This is a genomic window from Nostoc sphaeroides (genome assembly GCF_003443655.1).
Lineage (GTDB): Bacteria > Cyanobacteriota > Cyanobacteriia > Cyanobacteriales > Nostocaceae > Nostoc > Nostoc sphaeroides.
Genome location: NZ_CP031941.1, coordinates 442721 through 461315, shown reverse-complemented (window position 1 = coordinate 461315; position 18595 = coordinate 442721). Strand labels below are relative to the sequence as shown.

The following is an 18595-nucleotide window of genomic DNA, read 5'->3' as shown; positions in this document are numbered from 1 at the left end:
ATCTTCTTTTTTACGAGTAGGTTTAAGTTTAAATGTCATTCTACAATAAAAATACCCAATCACAATATAAGTAATAGTAGTGGGTAAATACTAATGAGTTCAGAACAAGAGTTCTTAACAAAGTGGCGTTCTCTTCCACAAGAAAAACAAGAGGAAGTTTTAGATTTTGTTGAATTTATTGGTTTGAAAAACTCTGCACATAAAGTCCCATTGTGCGAACATTTGCAGCAAATTTGCACTAGGATTGTTGCTTCTGGTAAACATTTATTAGATGAAGATGAAATCGAAAAAGAACTCGCCAGTCGCAGAGGTAGGCTACAGGGTAGAGAAGAATGAAAATAACTTATATTACGCGATGTGCAACTTTACTCTCCAACCTAACCCCCAACCGCTTCCCTACTAATGTTCTGACTTTTTTTATCCGCTGAAGGTCAGGGCTATTTCATTCTCATCTAGCCCGCCTCAGAATAAATTCTGAGGCTAATAGCATTCATTCGTCTAAAGACGACTAATACAGCACTTCCGGCAGCTATGAGGTACATCCTCAAAGCTGAAAGCTATGATAGGAGAGGGGCAGGTAGAAAAACTGTATTGCCTAATAGCTAGAAGCGCTGTAAAGGCCTTTAGTCCACTTTAGTGGAGTTGGGCTATTAGCCCGGAACTTTAGTTCTGGGCGGTTTATGTCTAGAACGAAATAGCCCTACGATTAGGTACATTATTCAAAAGGATTATCTTCATTAAATTCTGCTTGACCACGGCTAGATATTACTAGGTTCAGACACTCCTCTAAGTCATCACTTTCCCAAGTATCTATAGTTTTCAGATGTTCTAAAAGTGAGTTTCCTGTGGAATCAACAGTACTATGACTAGCAAATTCTACTTGATGTTGTGTTGGTTGTACTTGGGTTTGCTTTGTTTTGAAAAAACGTAAAAAATTAAGTGTTTCAGTCAAAAGTGCATCTGGTGCTGATTCAATTTCTTCGATAAGTTTTTCTTTGATTGTCATATTAACGCCTCTTTAACTGACATTTTTTAGTAGTGTAAAACAGCAAGTATGGTTGTGGCTACGTTGGTAGACCTCCAGCTTGAAAAATCTGTTCGGCGGTTAAATTAAATTCTGGGAAAGTAGGCGAGACGATGCGATCAGTGCCTCTAAATTGAGTAACTTGGTATTCACCATCGATTAATTGATAAATAGATATAGTAGGCTGTTTGGGGTTGCCAGTGAACTTTTTAGCGCCTAGACCGAGATAATCTACAACCCAGTATTCAGGAATTCCAATACCCTCATACTTACCCTGCTTTGTGTAATAGTCATCATCCCAGTTGGTACTAACTACTTCAACTACTAAGGGAATTGATTCTGCAAGGCTTACAGTTGATTCTTTTTTCCATAGCGGCTCATTTATTAAATTAGGGCGATTCAGTAATAGCACATCTGGGGAGTAACCAGATTCCGAATTAGTTGGTTTTACCAGCGCAGTTTTGGGAATTATATAAGGTAGACCATTACGAACGTACTCAATAGCAATTTTTTCAACCAAAAACCCGACAATATCCTCATGGTCTCCTACTGGTTGTGCCATTTCAACAATCACTCCATCATGTAATTCATATCTTCCACCTTCGGGTCGCCACGCTGCAAAATCTTTAAATGTTACTAGTTTTGGTATGGCTTGAGTCATAATCTATTACCCCTAGTAGTCGTTTCGATCATATCGCTCTCTTACGTTCAGCCTTAACAGTAATATTAAGGGATACAATACTGGCAAAAGGTTTGTTGCAAAGAACTGGGAATTTTGGCGTTATAACGGCAGTATGTTGCGAGTCTACACCCTTGCAGGTGGGCAATACTCAGAAGTCGAAACCAGCCCTACTTTTGCGCCTGTATCGGTGAAGGAGATTCCTGGGTTTATCCAAGAAGCGAAGAAGAATGGGGAAATTGCTACTACCCATGCTTTTCGGGTTTGGGTGCAACAGAAAATTTCTGGTGGTGAACAAACGGTTAGGAGACGCGATAAATCGCCGTCTCTACAGTGAATCTATCCGTCAATTAGTTCTTGACAGACTACTAACCTAATGAGTCGAATTACACGAAGCCATATCATTAATAAATCTCGCGCTGCGTTTCTATCCCGCCTCGGAATGAATTCGGAGTCTCGTAGCCCAAAGGGAGACGCTTTAGCGCATAGCGCAACATAAAGCCAACTCTTGGAGACGCTACGCATAGCTTATTTCTCCGTAGGAGTACGCTTAGAGCGAGTCAACGAGCGTTTGGGGGCTTCCCCCATGAGCGATTAACTTTCCCATTGGGTAAGGAAGGACTGAAGCCCTTATTTTTTAAGCACTAAAGTGCTTACTACAAACTATTTTTTATAAATATTGGTGAATCTCAGCAACAACTCTTCACCATCGGTAATCAATCCCAACAAACATTCACCATTTCCCACCTCCTCAGCACCCTGTTTTCTTGGCAATAGGGGTTTTTACTAGGTATTTTTTCCTACTTTTTGGGTGGTTTTTAGGGAAACAAGTACCCTAAAATTACAAAAAATCCTGAAATCTATATAAATTAATGGTTTCATCTATCCACATCAGGCTACAACACCTTAGAATGATTCATTGAAAAGTCGAGCCGATGGGATGTACAGCCGTTTTGAGTAAAGCTACTCCCAAAGGATGATTTTTGTATTTTCGCAAACAAAGATTTCAGTACAGATGTATCATGGTGCATCCGTAAAGAATCTCAAGTAAACCTTCAGGAGTTTGACATGAACAAAGGTGAATTAGTTGATGCCGTAGCTGAAAAAGCTAGTGTTACCAAGAAACAAGCGGATGCAGTCTTAACTGCCGCTTTGGAAACGATTATTGAAGCGGTTTCCTCTGGTGATAAGGTAACATTGGTGGGATTTGGCTCTTTTGAATCACGGGAACGTAAAGCCCGCGAAGGTCGCAACCCGAAAACAAATGAGAAAATGGAAATTCCAGCGACGAGGGTTCCTGCCTTCTCGGCAGGAAAACTGTTTAGAGAAAAGGTAGCACCCCCAAAAGCATAGGTTCTGTCTTCGGGAACCCTTTTTTAATGCGGCAACCTGCACACGGGGGAAATTTAGCCTGGGCAGCAGCACTGGCTGGCTGTCCCCCTGATGCTATTCTGGATTTTTCTGCTAGCATCAGCCCGTTGGGGCCTCCAAACAGCGCGATCGCTGCTATACTGTCCCAAATCGGTAATCTTAAGCACTATCCAGACCCAAACTATAGTGAACTGAGACTAGCTCTCAGTCACTTCCATCAATTGCCGCCTGAGTGGATTATGCCGGGTAACGGCTCCGCAGAATTACTCACTCTCATAGGTAGGGAATTAGCCCAATTAGCCGCGACAATTTTAATAACTCCAGCCTTTGGCGACTACTACCGAACCCTGAAGTCGTACAACGCTAAAGTGCTGGAGTGTCCTTTGTCACTTGTCACTGGTCATTGGTCACTTGTACTGAGCGAAGCCGAGGTATTGGTCATTGGTGATTTGTCATTGACAAAGGACAAAGGGCTATTGCTGAATAATCCCCACAACCCAACCGGGAAACTATTTTCGCGGGAGTCTGTTTTGCCCTACCTAGAGCAATTTGCTTTGGTTGTGGTGGATGAAGCATTTATGGATTTTGTGCCGCCTAATGAGGAACAAAGCCTGATTCCGGTGGTGCAGGAATATAAGAATTTAGTAGTATTGCGATCGCTAACCAAATTTTACAGCCTCCCAGGACTGCGATTAGGATATGCGATCGCACATCCCGACTGCCTAGCTAAATGGCAGCTATGGCGTGACCCTTGGCCTGTAAACACCCTAGCGGCGGCGGCGGCAATTGCAGCCCTCCAGGATACGGAGTTTCAGCAGCAAACCTGGGCATGGCTACCACCTGCACGAAACCAACTCTTTCAGGGTTTGGCTGAAATACCAGGATTACAACCCCAAGTAAGCGCTGCTAACTTTTTATTGGTTGAGTCTCAACAGTCTACTTCGCAGTTACAGCAACAATTACTCCAGCATCACCAGATTTTAATCCGCGATTGCCTTAGTTTTAAAGAACTAGGCGATCGCTTTTTCCGGGTTGCTGTACGTTCCGACTCCGATAACCAACGTTTACTAACAGCGTTAAAAGAGAGTTAGGAGTTAGGAGTTATAAGTTATAAGTTAGGAGTTATAAATTGAAGAAGGGTTTTAACTCCAAACTCCAAACTCCAAACTCCAAACTCCAAACTCCTAACTCCTAACTCCTAACTCCAAACTCTTAACTCTTAACTCCAAACTCCAAACTCCAAACTCCTAACTCCTAACTCCTAACTCCTAACTCCTAACTCCTAACTCTTAATTCCCGTGACCGTTGACTACGATGTTGTAATTATTGGCGGCAGTCTTGCTGGATACTACGCTGCTCTTGCTGCAACCCAACTACATGCTACAGTTGCTCTGGTGGAACCTAAAGTAGACTACGGGTTTACTAATCACCATGCTCTTACCGAAATCGGGAAACTGGCGCAGAAGTTGAATGATGCCGCTAGTTTTGGTATTCATGCCACACACACTGATACTTCAGAAGAATGCCACATATCTATGGCATGGCAAGAAGCTATGCTGTATGCTCAATGCGTCGCCTCAAATCTCAAAGAACAGCATTCTCCAGCCATCCTAGCCGCGCAGGGAGTCGATGTTATTGTTGGCAGTGGTCAATTTCAATCTTCACCACAACTAGCTTTTGCCGTTAATAATCGCCTATTACGCGCCCGTACCTATTTGCTAGCTAGTGGTTCGCGTCCAGAAATTCCAGATATTGAAGGATTGCAAGCCACTGGCTACCTAACCCTATCTAATATTTGGCAATCCTTACAGAGAGGGAAATTACCCCAAGATTGGGTAATTATCGGCGGAATTCCCCAAAGCATTGAAATTGCTCAAACTTTAGCCCGGTTTGGTTGCAGTGTGACGCTGGTAGTCAAGCATCCTTATGTTTTACCCAATATTGACCCTGAAATAGCTATATTGCTTCAGGCACAGTTAGAAGTCGAAGGTGTGCGCGTCCTCACCGATAAACCAGTGACTCAGGTGAGGCTAATTGAGGATAAAAAGTGGATTCAAGCAGGAGATAAAGCTATTGAAACTGATGAGATTTTAGTAGCAACTGGACAACAGCCAAATCTTGAATCTCTAAATTTGGCAACAGTAAATGTGAAATGGCATCGGCGTAGCTTGGTAGTGAATGATAAACTGCAAACCACTAACCATCGCATTTACGCCTGTGGTGATGTAATTGGTGGTTACGACTTTGCCAATATCGCTAATTATGAAGCAAAAATTGCCCTGAACAATGCCCTCTTTTTCCCCAGGTTACAAGTAGATTATCGCTTCATTCCTTGGGCAATGTTTTCTGTGCCGATGGTGGCGCAAGTGGGTTTAACAGAGGCACAGGCAAAACGCCAATTTGGTCGAGATGAAGTTTTAGTTTTGCGACAATATTTTAAAACAGTGGCAGCAGCCCAACTTCGGGACGAAACCACTGGTATGTGTAAATTAATTGTGCTACGCAATGGCAAAATTTTGGGAGCTGCGATATTGGGGGCAGAAGCTGGAGAGTTGATTAATTTGATTGCCTTGGCAATTTCCCAAAAAATTAAAGTCAAAGATTTAGCAAATTTATCTCCCGTCTATCCGAGTTTTTCAGAAATTCTGGAACAAGCTGCAAGAGAGTGGAGTAAGCAAAGGTTAAATAGCAATATTGCTTTGCAAGAGTTTTTAGAAGGCGTCTTCCATTTCCGCCGCAATTGGAATTTGTGAGTTAGGAGTCAGAGCTATTTCATTAGACCTCTTGCATAAATGCTTAAATTGTCACATTGAGCAGAGCAAAACATCGGTCACTAAAGAAGGCATCGCTTCCCATAAGTTTTAATTAGATGCTCCCGTCCCTGTTCTGGTGTCCAGCCTAAACGCTCTATTTCAACATCAGTCTTAGCCAATACCTTCTTCCAAACAAGCAAATGCGATCGCTCAACCTGACTTTTCACGGGATGTGCAAAAGGGGATAGACTTATGCAAGAGGTCTATTAGTCCTTACAAATGACTAATGACTAATGACTAATGACTAATCAAAATCCCGCTATTGGGTCTGGCTGAGATTGTAAGTATTTGAGGAATCCATGTAATTGTTCTTCACTTAGCAAAGTACGCCCCCGCTTACCATAAGTTTCTATCAGATATTCTCGTCCCTGTTCTGGTGTCCAGCCTAAACGCTGAAGTTCGACATCTGTTTTAGCAATTACATCCGATAAATCCACGGGTTCAGCTTTCTTCTTTCTCTTTCCTGTCACTGACGGGGTGGCGACATCCTCTTGAGGGCTGTAACTCCGAGGTGTAAATGGTGTGACATTATTGGCAGAAATTGGTGGAAAGGTTTGATTTTCCACCTGGTTATCAAAGGTTATTTCCAAGTTTTCCACTGGAGGATCAAATTCTAGCTCCTTGTTGCCTGTAGCAGGAAAGTTTTGACCAAAATCCTGGCTATAGCTATCGCTTGGTAGGGGCGCACCACTGTTGTAGCCGTACTGTTCGTTAATGTTTGTTACTACTTCTGGTTTGATGTTCCGTACTTTAGAGGGCGGTATCGATATTTCTTTGTCGCTGACCATTGGCCATTGACTACCAACAAAATCCTCATCTTTTGCAGAGGAATAGGCAGCAGACTCATCTAATCCACCTTTGGTATTCAAGGAAGGGTTTAGCTGCGCTGGGGGAATTGGATTTGAGCTAAATGCCACTGATTGCTGTGGTGCATTTGTAATACCCAAAACTATTAACGCCCTGGTTCTGGCTTGGTCTTCTGCTGCTTCTACTGTTTCTGCTGCTGCCATACCCGTAGCACGGGTTACGCCTTCTATTTGTACGCTTGCCCGGACAATATATTTTCCTTGAAAAATTTGCACTAATTCAGAAATCAGACTGCCTTGGGGATACAAGCTCTGGAATTGAGCCAACATAATACTGCTACCAATCTAAATATTTTTAATAACGGGGTTGATCCTACCTGTATGTTCAAGCGAGGTAAACAGCCCTTACTTTAATTTACATCGACTCGATACCCAGAATGCCTGCCAATATTGCATTTATTCTCTACAAGACGCTAGACATTTTTAATTGCTTAGTATGTGTAATCACTTTCTTGGCAGGCTATGAGTAAGCATAATTCTCTATCAAGGTGATATTCTTGCTTTGTCTCGTGTTCCAATTGTAGCAGTAGCTCTTTTTTGACGGAATTTTTGGCTAGTGCTAACTTATCTGGGTAGTCTTGCCTGCAATGCTATACTGATTACCCAACTCGATATCTAGAAGTATTTTCTGGAAGTGCGCTCTAAATCTACAATAATGGAGATAAGGTTCGCCCTCACTGCTTATTAACCTGCTCACCTAATTGTTACCGATTCTACATGTGGGAAAATTGGGTTCACGGCAGTTCCGCCTAGTTCAAAATCAGAGTCTAATGTCGTAAAATTACCTTCACTCTAGACAATCAAACACCTGTAGTTTCCACGCCACTTGACGGCAGTTGCTCCACTTGGGGAGACCCCAAGACCGCACTGCCTCCTCCACTTGGGGAAACCCCAAGACCGCAGTGGCTCCCCTGCATAGCGCTTTTGGGCAGTATGGATTCTCTAAACCCAGCTTCTCAAAAACCCGTCGCGTAATTACCTAGCGGGGCTAAATCCTAATCAGGCGTGTAATCTTAAGTTTGGTTAGGTGAAGAGACTTGAACGCAGGCGAACTCTGAGAGCATCGTGCAGTGAGAAGTTCGTAGACGCCCATTGTCTGTGGGTCGCCTTCCTTTGCTCCCAACTGCAGGAGTAGTTTATCGCTCTTGCGGGGTCGGGCTTCCTTTCCTTAGAACTTAGGAAGCCTTGCTTCAGGGCAATTCGTTTCCAACTTGTTTCTGTAAGCCGTGAGGGTCTACAGAAAAGAACCAGATTGAAGAAGAATTCAGAATTCAAAATTCAGAATTCAGAATAAATATAGTGGGGAATTCAGCGCAAAGTGCGGTCTTGGGGTCTCCCCAAAAGGAGCAACTTTGTAAGAGAGACCCGCCACTATAAAAGTTGACCACAAAACAAGAAAATTTTTGTGGGAAACTTAAACCTCTTGATTCAGACGCTTGCGGACTCGCTACCACTGCGCTGTCCGCAAGTTACAGAGAATTCAATTCTGAGTTCTGGCGACTGACTCCTGAATTCTGTTTTGTTAAACAAAAATGATGTTTTGACCAAAGGTCGGTTCACTGCATGGAATTTTCAATCGCTACACTCCTTGCCAATTTCACCGATGATAAATTGGTAGCTCGGAAGGTTTTAGAAAAGAAACTTGGCTGTGAAGATGAAAAAAGCTTACAAAAACTTCACATTGCCTTAGATGTTCTGGAAAAAATCGGTATTTTAGTGAAGGAACGGGGCAAGTACCGCCGTGTCTCAGAAGAGGGAATAATCGAAGCAAAACTCCGTTGTTCTAGTAAAGGTTTTTGCTTTGCTATTCAAGATGTGGAAGGAGCTGAGGATATTTACATCCGCGAAAGTCATTTGAGTAATGCTTGGAATGGCGATCGCGTTTTGGTTAGAGTTCTCAAAGAAGGTAGTCGCCGTCGCTCTCCCGAAGGGGAGGTGAAGCTGATTCTAGAACGTTCTAACCACACTTTACTGGCACGAATTAAGCAGGTGGAAGCTGGTTTTAGGGCTGTGCCTTTAGATGATCGATTGCTGTTTGAACTCAAAATCCAGCCTAACGGGGCAAAGTTGGAAGAAGCGATCGATCACTTGGTTCATGTAGAAGTTTTGCGTTACCCTTTGGCACAATATCCTCCCCTTGGTCGAGTGGTGCAAATCCTCGGTAGCGATGCCGAAGCTGCTGCTGATATAGATTTAGTTACGTGCAAACACGACCTTTCCCGGACTTTTCCAGATAATGTCCTAGATGCAGCCGCCAAGTTACCCAAAAAGCTACTCAAAGCAGACCTGAAAAATCGGCTGGATTTGCGTAATTTATTTACCTTCACCATTGAAGGGGTAAATGGCGATACCAAAGTTATAGAAAACGCTTTTAGTTTAGAAAAAAACTTAGCCGGAAATTGGCTTTTGGGCGTTCATATCACCGATGTTTCTCACTATGTCCAACCTGACGAAGCCCTAGATAGAGAAGCACTCAAACGGGGTAAATCAGTGTATCTGGGAGAATTAGTACTGCCAATTTTGCCCCCAGGTGTGGTAGAACGCTGTTCTTTAGTACCTGGGAGCGATCGCTTAACCATCTCTTTTTTAATTACCATTGATCCCCAATCTGGACAAGTCCTAGAGTGGGAAATTCAACCCAGTGTAATTAACGTCGAAACTGCACTGACTACAGAACTTGCCAAAGCTTTTCTCACAGGTGAATCTCTTGAGCAATCATCACAGGTTTCCCAAATATTGCAAGACCTCCAAGCCTTGCAAACATCTGTGAAACAGGTACGCTTGACTCGTGGTAGCCTCCAGTTGAATCTGCCGCCCAGCCAAAACGCCTATTATGATGAGGGGATTCTCGGCGCTGTGGTGGTGAATGATTTACCAGTGCGATCGCTACTCACTGAGTTGGTACTGTTAGTTAATCAACTGATGGCAACTCACTTAAATGCTCTTGGTGTTCCCGCCATCTGGCGAGTTCAAGGTACACCCGATGTTGAAGATGTCCAGGAAATGCTGAAATTGGCAGTCAATTTAGGTGTTGACCTCACATTAGATCCAGAAGTCGATATCCAACCCTTAGATTATCAACATTTGACCACAGCTTTTGCGGAATCTCCTTCTGAGCAAGTTCTAACTTACTTGTTACAAGATACACTTAAGCCGTCAGCGTACAGCACCACCAAAGGATCTCACTTTGGTCTGGCATTACCGCAATATGTCCACTTTAGCGCTCCCTTGCGACGTTACCCAGATTTGCTGATGCAGAGAGTGTATTACGCGCTACTCGAAAACGGACGCGATCGCCGCAATACCCGTGTGAGAGAGCGCGTTAACTTGCGCCACTCCTCCAGCCACGAGGAAATTAACTGGAACGTTTTACCCCCAGAATTGCAACAAGAACTCCAAAGCGATTTGACTAGGGTAATTGTCCAAATCAACGACCGAGAAAAAGAAGTCCAAGAAGCTGAAGCCGATTTAGCCGGACTGCAAAAAGCCCAACTGATGAAGCAACGCATCGGTCAGGTATTTCAAGGCGTGATTACCGGGGTTCAATCCTACGGTTTCTTTGTGGAAATTGAAGTACCAGCCGCCGAAGTGGAGTCCAGCAGTAATCCTGGTGTGCCTTTGCGGGTAGAAGGATTAGTACACGTCAGTTCTCTCAAAGATGATTGGTATGAATATCGCGCCAGACAACAAGCACTGTTTGGTCGCAAAAATCGCGCTTCTTACAGATTAGGCGATCGCGTCGCCGTCCAAGTTAAGAGTGTCGATTATTACCGTCAGCAAATTGATTTGGTAACAGTTGGCAGCGATGGCGTACCCAGAGGTTTAACTGGTGGGGGTTCCAATGAGGAGCTTTCAGACCTCTACTTACCAAATGACATTGAACCTGATGACCTAGACTCTTACTCTGATGATGAGTAAAATTAAGTAAATACTACGTGTCAAATAACACAAAACCTCTAGTTTTAGGCGTATCAGGCGCATCTGGTCTGATTTACGCTGTTCGCGCAATCAAATTTTTGCTAGAAGCGGAGTTTAGTATTGAATTGGTTGCCTCTAAATCTACTTACATGGTTTGGCAGTCAGAACAGGAAATTCGGATGCCACCAGAACCAACCGCGCAAGAACAATTCTGGCGAGAGCAAGCTGGAGTGGCAATTTCGGGTAAACTTCGCTGCCATCCTTGGGGTGACGTTGGAGCCGGGATTGCCAGTGGTTCTTTTGCCAGTCTGGGGATGATAATTATTCCATGCAGCATGGGCACTGTGGCAAAGCTAGCGGCTGGCTTGAGTTCCGATTTACTAGAGCGGGCAGCGGATGTCCAACTTAAAGAAGGACGAAAGCTAGTCATTGTTCCTCGTGAAACGCCTTTTAGCCTCATCCACCTCCGTAACTTAACCTCTCTAGCAGAAGTTGGAGTGAGAATTGTCCCCGCTATTCCTGCCTGGTATCATAATCCCCAAACCATTGAGGATTTAGTGGATTTTGTAGTTGCCCGTGCTTTAGATCAACTAGATATTGACTGCATTCCAATTCAGAGGTGGCAAGGTCGTCGCTAACATTCTCAATGGATTTATTGTAAATTTCACAATAGTCCTAAAAAGGTAATGATAGAGATGGCTGATAGTGTCAGTAGTCAGTGAACAGTAATTAGCGAAGAATATTCAAACTGATAACTGACTACTGACGACTGACCACTGATAACTGACAAATGACAAAATTGCTATGGCTGTAATTCGCTTAATTCTATTGGTGGCAGTACTGGCAGGACTAACGCTGTTATTAGTCCAAAATTTCTCACCTGCCCTATCGCTAGTATTTTTGGGCGTGCGAACTCAACCATTACCACTAGCTATATGGATTTTGTTTAGTACTGCCACTGGTGCTTTCACATCTATATTGATTGCTACCTTGTTTAACTTATCTAATTATTTTGGGGGAGGACAACGCCAAACTCCTGACCGCCGAAGCACAACGCCTCGTGCGAAGGCAACCCGTAGAGAAGAACCTACATCTCGCCCTGCCAGTTCTCCACCACCAGCTAGTAAAAAAGAAGAGCCTACTAGTGATGTATTTGATGATTGGGAGACAAATGGCAGTAATGATGATTGGAACTTTGATGAAAAGTCAGAGGAAACACCTACTCCTAATTTTCAAGCTCAACAGCCTAAAGACTCTACAACTTACGAACGCCAATCAGAAGCCAAAAGCAGTTCTCAGTCTGGTTCAGTTTATTCCTACAGCTACCGGGAACCAAAAAATACGGCTGCGGGAAAAACTGAATCTGTTTATGATGCTGATTACCGGGTAATCATTCCCCCTTATCAGCCGCCAACCACTAATCAAGCCGATGATGATGATGATTGGGAATTTTTTGATGATGATGATTTTGAAGATGATGGTAAACGCCCCCGTCGGTGAGATGTAGCAGGCTACGTCTCTATTTGATGCCACACCGCTCTCTAGACTCTTGCTTGACCTTACCAGTCATGGCAGCTTCTTGCAAAGTCATGAAAGCATTAAAATCTTCCAAGTCATACCGGGAAGTCAACAGTTGTCGTAGTTGATTTTCAGCTTCCACTGTCAAATAGCCAGTTGCTAAAGCTTTTTGTACAACATCACGAATTCGAGTCATAGTTGACGCCTCATCCATCCTATATTTATTCATTCAGGCTTATTGGGGTGAAATATGCAGTAGTCTTTGTGCCGAAATTTCAACTTGGCAAGCTTTTTTTGGGCGATCGCAGGATATAAGTCATTATTTACACCTTCATAGGAAACACTTAATTGGTTTGCGCTTGTTATAACTGAACTTTTAGAATAACGACCATGTGCTATTAGAAACACAGTATTGTGTATACTTAAAAGTAGCCACCAGAGTGAAAATTCGGATTATTTAAATAGACAGAAAATGTTTGGATAAAGTTTCAAACAAGCTATATTAATTTTTTCGTTAAGCATAGCGATCGCTATACAGCAAATACCAAGTTACATCAGTGATATTACTAGATTTATGACAAATTTATCGTTTATTATTTATGGTCATTTCACAGAAAAGTCTTAATCTATTGCCTTAGTTACTTTAAATACATTAAGAACAGTAATAACATCGGTTTATTCAACTCAAATAAAAGATGAATTTGTATAAGCTAAAAACAATTTAAAGTTATAAAAGTTATACATAAATTTGAACTTCGCAAAGGAAAAAGGCTTGACCAAATAATTATTAATTCATAATTCATAAATTTTAAAATGGGTACAGCAGCCCCCACGCTCATTTTTAAATCATTGGGCAAAAAGACAGTGGAGCATTTCTTGCTCCCACTGATAGCGAAGCGTTAGCGAGTCCTCGATCGTCTTTAAGGGACTTCCAAGTAAAAAAATATTCCATTGCTATTGTTCACCGTTGACGGTTCACGAGTTTTCAGTCAACAGTCAACAGTCAACAGTCAACAGTCAACGACTTTAATGTGGAATAATTTATTTTTTGGGGTTCCCTAAATTATAAATTATTAATTATCAATTATGAATTAGTTTGACGTCCGTTGAAAATTAACTCCTGAGATGCTTACTTGGCAGTTGTAGTTCTGCGGAAATTGCTAATGGAAATTTTAGTGGCTCCAACATAAAAGAAGCGGTAGAACCAAACTTTATAAATGACCTCTAATCTTTAAGTTTTTACATCTCCTCGTTCAACTTAAAGATTCAGTAAAGGTGAAAAATTTTTCCTGACATATCAAAAGTATGAATTTATTCTGGTTAAAAGTGTCCAGGAAAAGTTAAATGTTTGAGTCTCAGTTGCCACAACAAAATCCTTTAGATCCATCTCTAAAATCTTCCTTTAATAATTCAGAATTTAATCCAGAATTCCACAACGAAATTTTCTCATCTCTACGAAATAAGGGTGAGTTTAGCTTACCAAAAATTGAAATAAATAATTTAATAGACAGCAGTTCTTTTAACGATTACGAGAATTTATTATACAATTTTTGGCAACCTTCTACTATTGAGGCAAATGCCACCACATCGCCAATATCGCTAACGGGCAATACTAAGGATCTACCTTTAGTTTATCCAGTAGAAATTAATCAAGATGCTTTACTCATAGCGAGAAATCATAGCTACTCTAGTGAGATTAGCTTAAATTCCAATACTATATCTGGTGTTCTCCAACAAGATGTATACCTAACACTACAGAAGTTTGTGCAGTCGCCTAATTTTGAGCAGATGATACAGTCAATTTTTGGCACTAATGTTAATCCTGAAAAAATCAATATAATTACTGAACAATGGCAAGCAGGCGATTTTAGTAAGCTACCAAAAATTGAAGTGCGTGAGCAATCTGTATTTCCTACTAATACATTAGGGGCTTTTGCCGGAGCAACAGATAAAATTTATCTTTCACAAGGATTACTTAACAGTGGAAATACCGCCATAATTGGCGACACAATACTAGAAGAAATTGGACATTGGCTCGATAAACAATTCAATTTTGTTGATACTCCTGGCGATGAGGGTCAAATGTTTACAGCAGTCGTCCGAGGTCAAAAATTAAGCCCAGTCAAAATTGCAGAAATTCGTGCTGAAGACGATAGCACCATGATTTTTGTTGATGGACAATTCCTGAAAGTTGAGCAATCAAGCATAGTTTTACCTACTATTAATATCACTGCCAAAGATGCCAATGCTGGAGAAACTTTAGCTGGACAAACAGCAAATTCTGGTCAATTTACCCTGACTCGGATAGGGAATATAACTTCATCTCTTCAGGTAAATTACACCATTACGGGAACAGCAACCAATAGTACAGATTACAACAAATTAACCAATAGCGTTACTTTTGCGGCTGGCTCTACCACAGCGTTAATTAATATTACACCCATTGATGATGGACAATTTGAGGGGAATGAGACGGTTGTACTCACATTAGCAACTAGTACAAATTACAACCTGGGTACAGCTAAGAACGCCACAGTTAATATTGCAGACAACGATAAACCCATTATTACCATCAGCGCTACTGATATCAATGCAGGTGAAACGTTAGCTGGACAAACAGCAAATCCTGGTCAATTTACCCTCACACGCACAGGGAATAATACTTCAGCGCTAACAGTTAATTACATTGTTGCGGGAACAGCAACCAATAGTGCAGATTACAACAAATTAACTAATGCCGTTACATTTGCAGCTGGATCTTCCACAGCGTTAATTAATATTACACCCATTGATGATGGACAATTTGAGGGGAATGAGACGGTTGTACTCACATTAGCAACTAGTACAAATTACAACCTGGGTACAGCAAAAAACGCCACAGTCAATATTGCAGACAACGATAAACCCATTATTACCATCAGCGCTACTGATATCAATGCAGGTGAAACTTTAGTTGGAAAACCCACAAATCCTGGTCAATTTACTCTGACTCGGACAGGGAATGTTGTTTCGGCCCTAACAGTGAATTACACCATTGCGGGGACAGCCATCAACAGTACAGACTATAGTAATTTGAGTGGTAATGCAACTTTTATGGCGGGTGCAGCTACTACTTTGGTGACTGTAATACCGAAGGATGATTCTATTTTTGAAAGGAATGAGTCTGTGATTTTGACTCTGGCTGCTGGTAATGCCTATACGCTGGGGAATGCTCAGACGGCGACTGTCACTTTGACGGATAAGAATTCACCCAATAATAGTAATCAATCTCCTATTCTTATAGGAATCCCTAATAATTTTGTAATGGGTAAGAGTAACTATGATAGTTATATGAGTGGTAGTGATTATTATGTTGATCCACAAAGAGTAATTGCAAAATTTGATTCTGATATTCAAGGCGTCAATATTTTGGGCTGGAAACCTTTTGAATCCTTTTCTCTAGAAAGAATTTTAAAAGACACTTTCAAGACTTTAGTAGCATCAGGTACATGGTTTAAGAACGGCGATCCATCAGTTACCTTGCCTTTTTATCAAGACTTCTTAAGTGGAAGAGGTGGTGAAACAGTGCTATATGCAAATAATCGACTTGTTCAAGAAGCCAAAAATGATCCAAATTTGAATTTTAACAATAAAATTACTCAAGCTAAAAATTTAATAAGCAGTAAGATTAATCAGCAGTTTAATCAAGGCTTTATCGACGGAAACATTATGATAAGAGATATACAAAACAAAATTGATATTCCACACATCAGTTTTGAAAATGGAAATTTATTTATCATTATTCATGGGATTCAGAAAGCCGAAATCAGCATGAATAATTTTATTATTTCACTCAACAATAATGGTAACGGTGGAACTTGGAGTGGAAATTTAAGATATACCTTGTATGATGATTTTGGTTTTTCCTTAGATAGTGATGTTGGACAGACAGGGTTAAACATTATTCGATTAATGAATCAAACTGTAGATTCTATTAAATCGCTCGATGTATCTAAGATTAAGAATAACATCGAAGACCTTGGGAAGGAAATAGCGAAAGCAAGTGTCTTAGATTTAGGATATGTACTTCAGAAGTATGGTTCCGCGAATGCCTATGGAATAAAAATGTATGTTGAAGAACAAATTAGTGGAAATTTTGGTGTTTCTTAAATGATCAGAATATCTCAGTGATGGTCATTTTTTGGTTGATAGTTTAAATAATGATCGCTTGTTTGGGTGGGTAAAAATAGGGTGCGATCGCTTTCCCATTGTCCTACATAATCAAGTGCGATCGCCTTTGTAATTACCCACAGTACCATCTCTTTTCCATTGTCATACATAATTAAGTGCGATCGCCTTTGTGACTAAGCAGAGTGCGATCGCTCTTTTGTATTTGAGTAAAACAATAAAATTTTTCAGATAAATTTAAGTTCATATTTCATTGACATCTTATCAAGAAACGCTCCTATAAGAAAAAATTATATTATGATGATCATCTTATTAGCGATCGCTTTTCCAATGTTGTGGGCGATCGAGTGCGTTGGCACAACCTAACCCAGGCCTGGGTTGAACGTATCGCTATCCTTCCCCACCCTCAGCTTCATGCTGGGTGGGGAAGGATAGCGGTTGACGACGATTGTATCTATGACCAAAATCAACTTCTAGTTGATAAGGGAATGGATACATGATAGCGAAGCGGTAGCGAGGAACGAGCGTCGGAGTCAACAATCTTTATTTGGCAATAATTTTATATAATCTTGGATTATTTCAGACATTGAAACACCCAAATATTTTGCGTACTTCTCTATTTTTTCCTTTTCTTGCTTAGTTAGTCTCACTATAACTTTTTCCGTTCTAGCCATGTAATTACCAGAATAAGTGTTATTCTAATTGTATACACAAAGAGATAAACAAAACAGGGGGTAATGTGGTGCTGTTGGTATTGACCTGGGATGCAAATCTGCATTGTCAATTACTGATGGTGAGAATCATTTTATTGTTGATGCACCCAAGTTTTTGAGGAGCGCAGAACATTTAATCAAAAAAGCATCTAAGGATAAAAGGCGCAAACGTGCGCCGAATAGAAAGAAAAAAATAAAGGCTTCTAAACGGTTTAAAAAGGCTCAATTAAAAGTTAGAAAGCTTAACCGCAAGGTTGCAAATCAACGCCAGAATTGGGTTCACCAAGTTGCGATAGAAATAGTCAGCAGTAATAGCCTCATCGCAACTGAAAAGCTAGAAGTCAAAAACATAACCGCTAAAGCTAAAAGAGGCAAACGCAAAAAACAGAAGGCTGGGCTAAACAAGTCTATTCTTGATGTTGGATTTGGAATGCTACGCAACGCCATTAAGTACAAGATTGAGCAGATTGGTGGCGTATTTATAGAAGTCCCGACCCGACAGGTAAAACCATCTCAAACCTGTCCTAAATGTGGACACCAGCACAAGAAGACACTTGATATTAGAGTTCACAATTGTAATGCTTGTGGATATATCCAGGACAGAGATATAGCTGCTGCCGAAGTTATGCTTTACTGGGCTAAAGGTAATCTACCGGGGGCAGGAACTGTCCTCGCAGACGCTGATGTTACTAGCTCTACTTTACGCACCCGAAAAAAAGCGGGGATCTTGAAGCAACTGGGACAAACGAAGCGTCAGAAATCTCAAGGGAAGCTTGCTAAAAATGACTTGGGGAATGTAGAAACCCCAAGCTCAGGCGAAGCCAGCTTGGGGTAGTTCATTACGCACGTATGAGTCGTTAAGTTTATAATTAGAAACTGTGATTCAGCACTCAGAATTGGAGCGAAACAACTGGTGAGCAGCTTATTACAAGGAGTCAACTTGTACTTAATTGGGGTAATGGGCGTTGGTAAGACGACAGTAGGGCGCTTACTGGCAAAAGAATTGGGTTATGGGTTTGTGGATACCGATAATATTATTGCCCAAGCAACAGGCGAATCTATCAATCAGTTATTTGCACAAGTTGGTGAAGCAGGCTTTCGCCAGGTAGAAAGCGACGTACTTTCACAAGTTTGTGCTTTTACAAGGTTAACTATCGCAACCGGTGGGGGCATTGTACTGCGGCGAGAAAATTGGGGTTACTTGCACCACGGTTTGATAGTCTGGCTAGATACGCCAGTGGAGATAATTTACAGCCGTTTAGCTGAGGATACCACAAGACCACTGCTGCAAGATGCCGATCCTAAAGGGAAATTGCGATCGCTCCTCGAACAACGAACACCACTTTACTCTCAAGCCGATTTGCACATCACCGAGCGAGAGGGAGATACACCTGAAGACGTTGCCAAGCGAATACTTGAGGGAATTCCTAGTGTTCTCAAAACACAAGTTTCTCATTAGGAAGACTCAAGTTACCAAATTTTGGCCATCCGTAGGATAAATCTGGTAATTCTGGATTAGCAGTAAC

The 18595-nt window shown here is 41.5% G+C and carries 17 protein-coding genes and 1 pseudogene; 11 read left to right on the top strand and 7 right to left on the bottom strand.

Annotated elements, in window-relative coordinates; genetic code table 11:
• The first annotated feature begins 93 nt into the window (after positions 1 to 93).
• Positions 94 to 336 (top strand): hypothetical protein, encoded by a 243-nt coding sequence (locus D1367_RS02190; RefSeq protein WP_118162337.1) that lies wholly within the window; start codon positions 94 to 96, stop codon positions 334 to 336.
• A gap of 379 nt (positions 337 to 715) precedes the next feature.
• Here D1367_RS02190 and D1367_RS02185 read toward each other — a convergent pair whose 3' ends face one another.
• Together D1367_RS02185 and D1367_RS02180 are read right to left on the bottom strand one after the other, a co-directional pair.
• On the bottom strand, positions 716 to 1006 hold the full coding sequence (locus D1367_RS02185; RefSeq protein WP_118162334.1) for a DUF2281 domain-containing protein: 291 nt from the start codon (positions 1004 to 1006) through the stop codon (positions 716 to 718).
• A gap of 58 nt (positions 1007 to 1064) precedes the next feature.
• Complete coding sequence (locus D1367_RS02180) at positions 1065 to 1685, bottom strand: Uma2 family endonuclease (protein ID WP_118162332.1); 621 nt, start codon at positions 1683 to 1685, stop codon at positions 1065 to 1067.
• Positions 1686 to 1794: 109 nt separating this feature from the next.
• On the opposite strand from D1367_RS02180, the pseudogene D1367_RS02175 reads away from it, so the two are divergent.
• From D1367_RS02175 to D1367_RS02160, 4 genes and pseudogenes are all read left to right on the top strand, one after another.
• Positions 1795 to 2040 (top strand): annotated as a pseudogene (locus D1367_RS02175) (hypothetical protein); the annotation flags it as partial.
• A gap of 731 nt (positions 2041 to 2771) precedes the next feature.
• Positions 2772 to 3056, top strand: coding sequence for an HU family DNA-binding protein (locus tag D1367_RS02170; protein ID WP_010998076.1), 285 nt, complete (start codon positions 2772 to 2774; stop codon positions 3054 to 3056).
• A gap of 26 nt (positions 3057 to 3082) precedes the next feature.
• Positions 3083 to 4165, top strand: coding sequence for a threonine-phosphate decarboxylase CobD (gene cobD, locus D1367_RS02165; RefSeq protein WP_118162329.1), 1083 nt, complete (start codon positions 3083 to 3085; stop codon positions 4163 to 4165).
• 207 nt (positions 4166 to 4372) lie between these two features.
• Entirely contained in the window at positions 4373 to 5827 is a 1455-nt protein-coding gene (locus D1367_RS02160) for a dihydrolipoyl dehydrogenase family protein (protein ID WP_118162327.1), read from the top strand.
• Positions 5828 to 5907: 80 nt separating this feature from the next.
• Here the strand turns inward: D1367_RS02160 and D1367_RS30365 are convergent, their stop codons facing one another.
• Positions 5908 to 6054, bottom strand: a complete 147-nt coding sequence (locus tag D1367_RS30365) for a hypothetical protein (protein WP_181985228.1) — start codon at positions 6052 to 6054, stop codon at positions 5908 to 5910.
• An 81-nt stretch (positions 6055 to 6135) separates the two neighbouring features.
• Positions 6136 to 7023 carry a hypothetical protein gene (locus tag D1367_RS02155; RefSeq protein ID WP_118162324.1) on the bottom strand — a complete coding sequence of 296 codons (888 nt, stop codon included), beginning with the start codon at positions 7021 to 7023 and terminating at the stop codon, positions 6136 to 6138.
• A 1293-nt stretch (positions 7024 to 8316) separates the two neighbouring features.
• Here D1367_RS02155 and D1367_RS02150 point away from each other — a divergent pair.
• From D1367_RS02150 to D1367_RS02140, 3 genes are all read left to right on the top strand, one after another.
• Positions 8317 to 10671 (top strand): ribonuclease R family protein, encoded by a 2355-nt coding sequence (locus D1367_RS02150; protein WP_118162321.1) that lies wholly within the window; start codon positions 8317 to 8319, stop codon positions 10669 to 10671.
• 17 nt (positions 10672 to 10688) lie between these two features.
• Positions 10689 to 11309 carry a flavin prenyltransferase UbiX gene (locus tag D1367_RS02145; RefSeq protein WP_118162319.1) on the top strand — a complete coding sequence of 207 codons (621 nt, stop codon included), beginning with the start codon at positions 10689 to 10691 and terminating at the stop codon, positions 11307 to 11309.
• A gap of 166 nt (positions 11310 to 11475) precedes the next feature.
• A complete protein-coding gene (locus tag D1367_RS02140) occupies positions 11476 to 12171 on the top strand; it encodes a LapA family protein (protein WP_118162316.1) in 696 nt (231 codons plus the stop codon).
• Positions 12172 to 12190: 19 nt separating this feature from the next.
• Here D1367_RS02140 and D1367_RS02135 read toward each other — a convergent pair whose 3' ends face one another.
• A complete protein-coding gene (locus D1367_RS02135) occupies positions 12191 to 12385 on the bottom strand; it encodes a hypothetical protein (RefSeq protein WP_100901787.1) in 195 nt (64 codons plus the stop codon).
• Positions 12386 to 13533: 1148 nt separating this feature from the next.
• On the opposite strand from D1367_RS02135, the gene D1367_RS02130 reads away from it, so the two are divergent.
• Positions 13534 to 16338: a Calx-beta domain-containing protein gene (locus D1367_RS02130; RefSeq protein ID WP_118162313.1), complete on the top strand. Its 2805-nt coding sequence runs from the start codon at positions 13534 to 13536 to the stop codon at positions 16336 to 16338.
• A 14-nt stretch (positions 16339 to 16352) separates the two neighbouring features.
• On the opposite strand, the gene D1367_RS30360 is transcribed toward D1367_RS02130, so the two are convergent.
• Together D1367_RS30360 and D1367_RS30355 are read right to left on the bottom strand one after the other, a co-directional pair.
• Positions 16353 to 16508 carry a hypothetical protein gene (locus tag D1367_RS30360; RefSeq protein WP_181985039.1) on the bottom strand — a complete coding sequence of 52 codons (156 nt, stop codon included), beginning with the start codon at positions 16506 to 16508 and terminating at the stop codon, positions 16353 to 16355.
• Positions 16509 to 16746: 238 nt separating this feature from the next.
• A complete protein-coding gene (locus D1367_RS30355; protein WP_181985038.1) occupies positions 16747 to 16893 on the bottom strand; it encodes a hypothetical protein in 147 nt (48 codons plus the stop codon).
• Between the two features lie 240 nt (positions 16894 to 17133).
• On the opposite strand from D1367_RS30355, the gene D1367_RS02120 reads away from it, so the two are divergent.
• Complete coding sequence (locus D1367_RS02120) at positions 17134 to 17904, top strand: RNA-guided endonuclease InsQ/TnpB family protein (protein WP_338042139.1); 771 nt, start codon at positions 17134 to 17136, stop codon at positions 17902 to 17904.
• A gap of 78 nt (positions 17905 to 17982) precedes the next feature.
• Entirely contained in the window at positions 17983 to 18528 is a 546-nt protein-coding gene (locus tag D1367_RS02115) for a shikimate kinase (protein WP_118162308.1), read from the top strand.
• The last annotated feature ends 67 nt before the right edge of the window (positions 18529 to 18595 follow it).

What these genes read in the sequence shown, in the direction of transcription:
- D1367_RS02190 (WP_118162337.1), top strand. Translation starts at nt 94, where the DNA reads ATGAGTTCAGAACAAGAGTTCTTAACAAAGTGGCGTTCTCTTCCACAA.
- D1367_RS02185 (WP_118162334.1), bottom strand. Translation starts at nt 1,006, where the DNA reads ATGACAATCAAAGAAAAACTTATCGAAGAAATTGAATCAGCACCAGAT.
- D1367_RS02180 (WP_118162332.1), bottom strand. Translation starts at nt 1,685, where the DNA reads ATGACTCAAGCCATACCAAAACTAGTAACATTTAAAGATTTTGCAGCG.
- D1367_RS02170 (WP_010998076.1), top strand. Translation starts at nt 2,772, where the DNA reads ATGAACAAAGGTGAATTAGTTGATGCCGTAGCTGAAAAAGCTAGTGTT.
- cobD (WP_118162329.1), top strand. Translation starts at nt 3,083, where the DNA reads ATGCGGCAACCTGCACACGGGGGAAATTTAGCCTGGGCAGCAGCACTG.
- D1367_RS02155 (WP_118162324.1), bottom strand. Translation starts at nt 7,023, where the DNA reads ATGTTGGCTCAATTCCAGAGCTTGTATCCCCAAGGCAGTCTGATTTCT.
- D1367_RS02150 (WP_118162321.1), top strand. Translation starts at nt 8,317, where the DNA reads ATGGAATTTTCAATCGCTACACTCCTTGCCAATTTCACCGATGATAAA.
- D1367_RS02140 (WP_118162316.1), top strand. Translation starts at nt 11,476, where the DNA reads ATGGCTGTAATTCGCTTAATTCTATTGGTGGCAGTACTGGCAGGACTA.
- D1367_RS02135 (WP_100901787.1), bottom strand. Translation starts at nt 12,385, where the DNA reads ATGACTCGAATTCGTGATGTTGTACAAAAAGCTTTAGCAACTGGCTAT.
- D1367_RS02130 (WP_118162313.1), top strand. Translation starts at nt 13,534, where the DNA reads ATGTTTGAGTCTCAGTTGCCACAACAAAATCCTTTAGATCCATCTCTA.
- D1367_RS30360 (WP_181985039.1), bottom strand. Translation starts at nt 16,508, where the DNA reads ATGTATGACAATGGAAAAGAGATGGTACTGTGGGTAATTACAAAGGCG.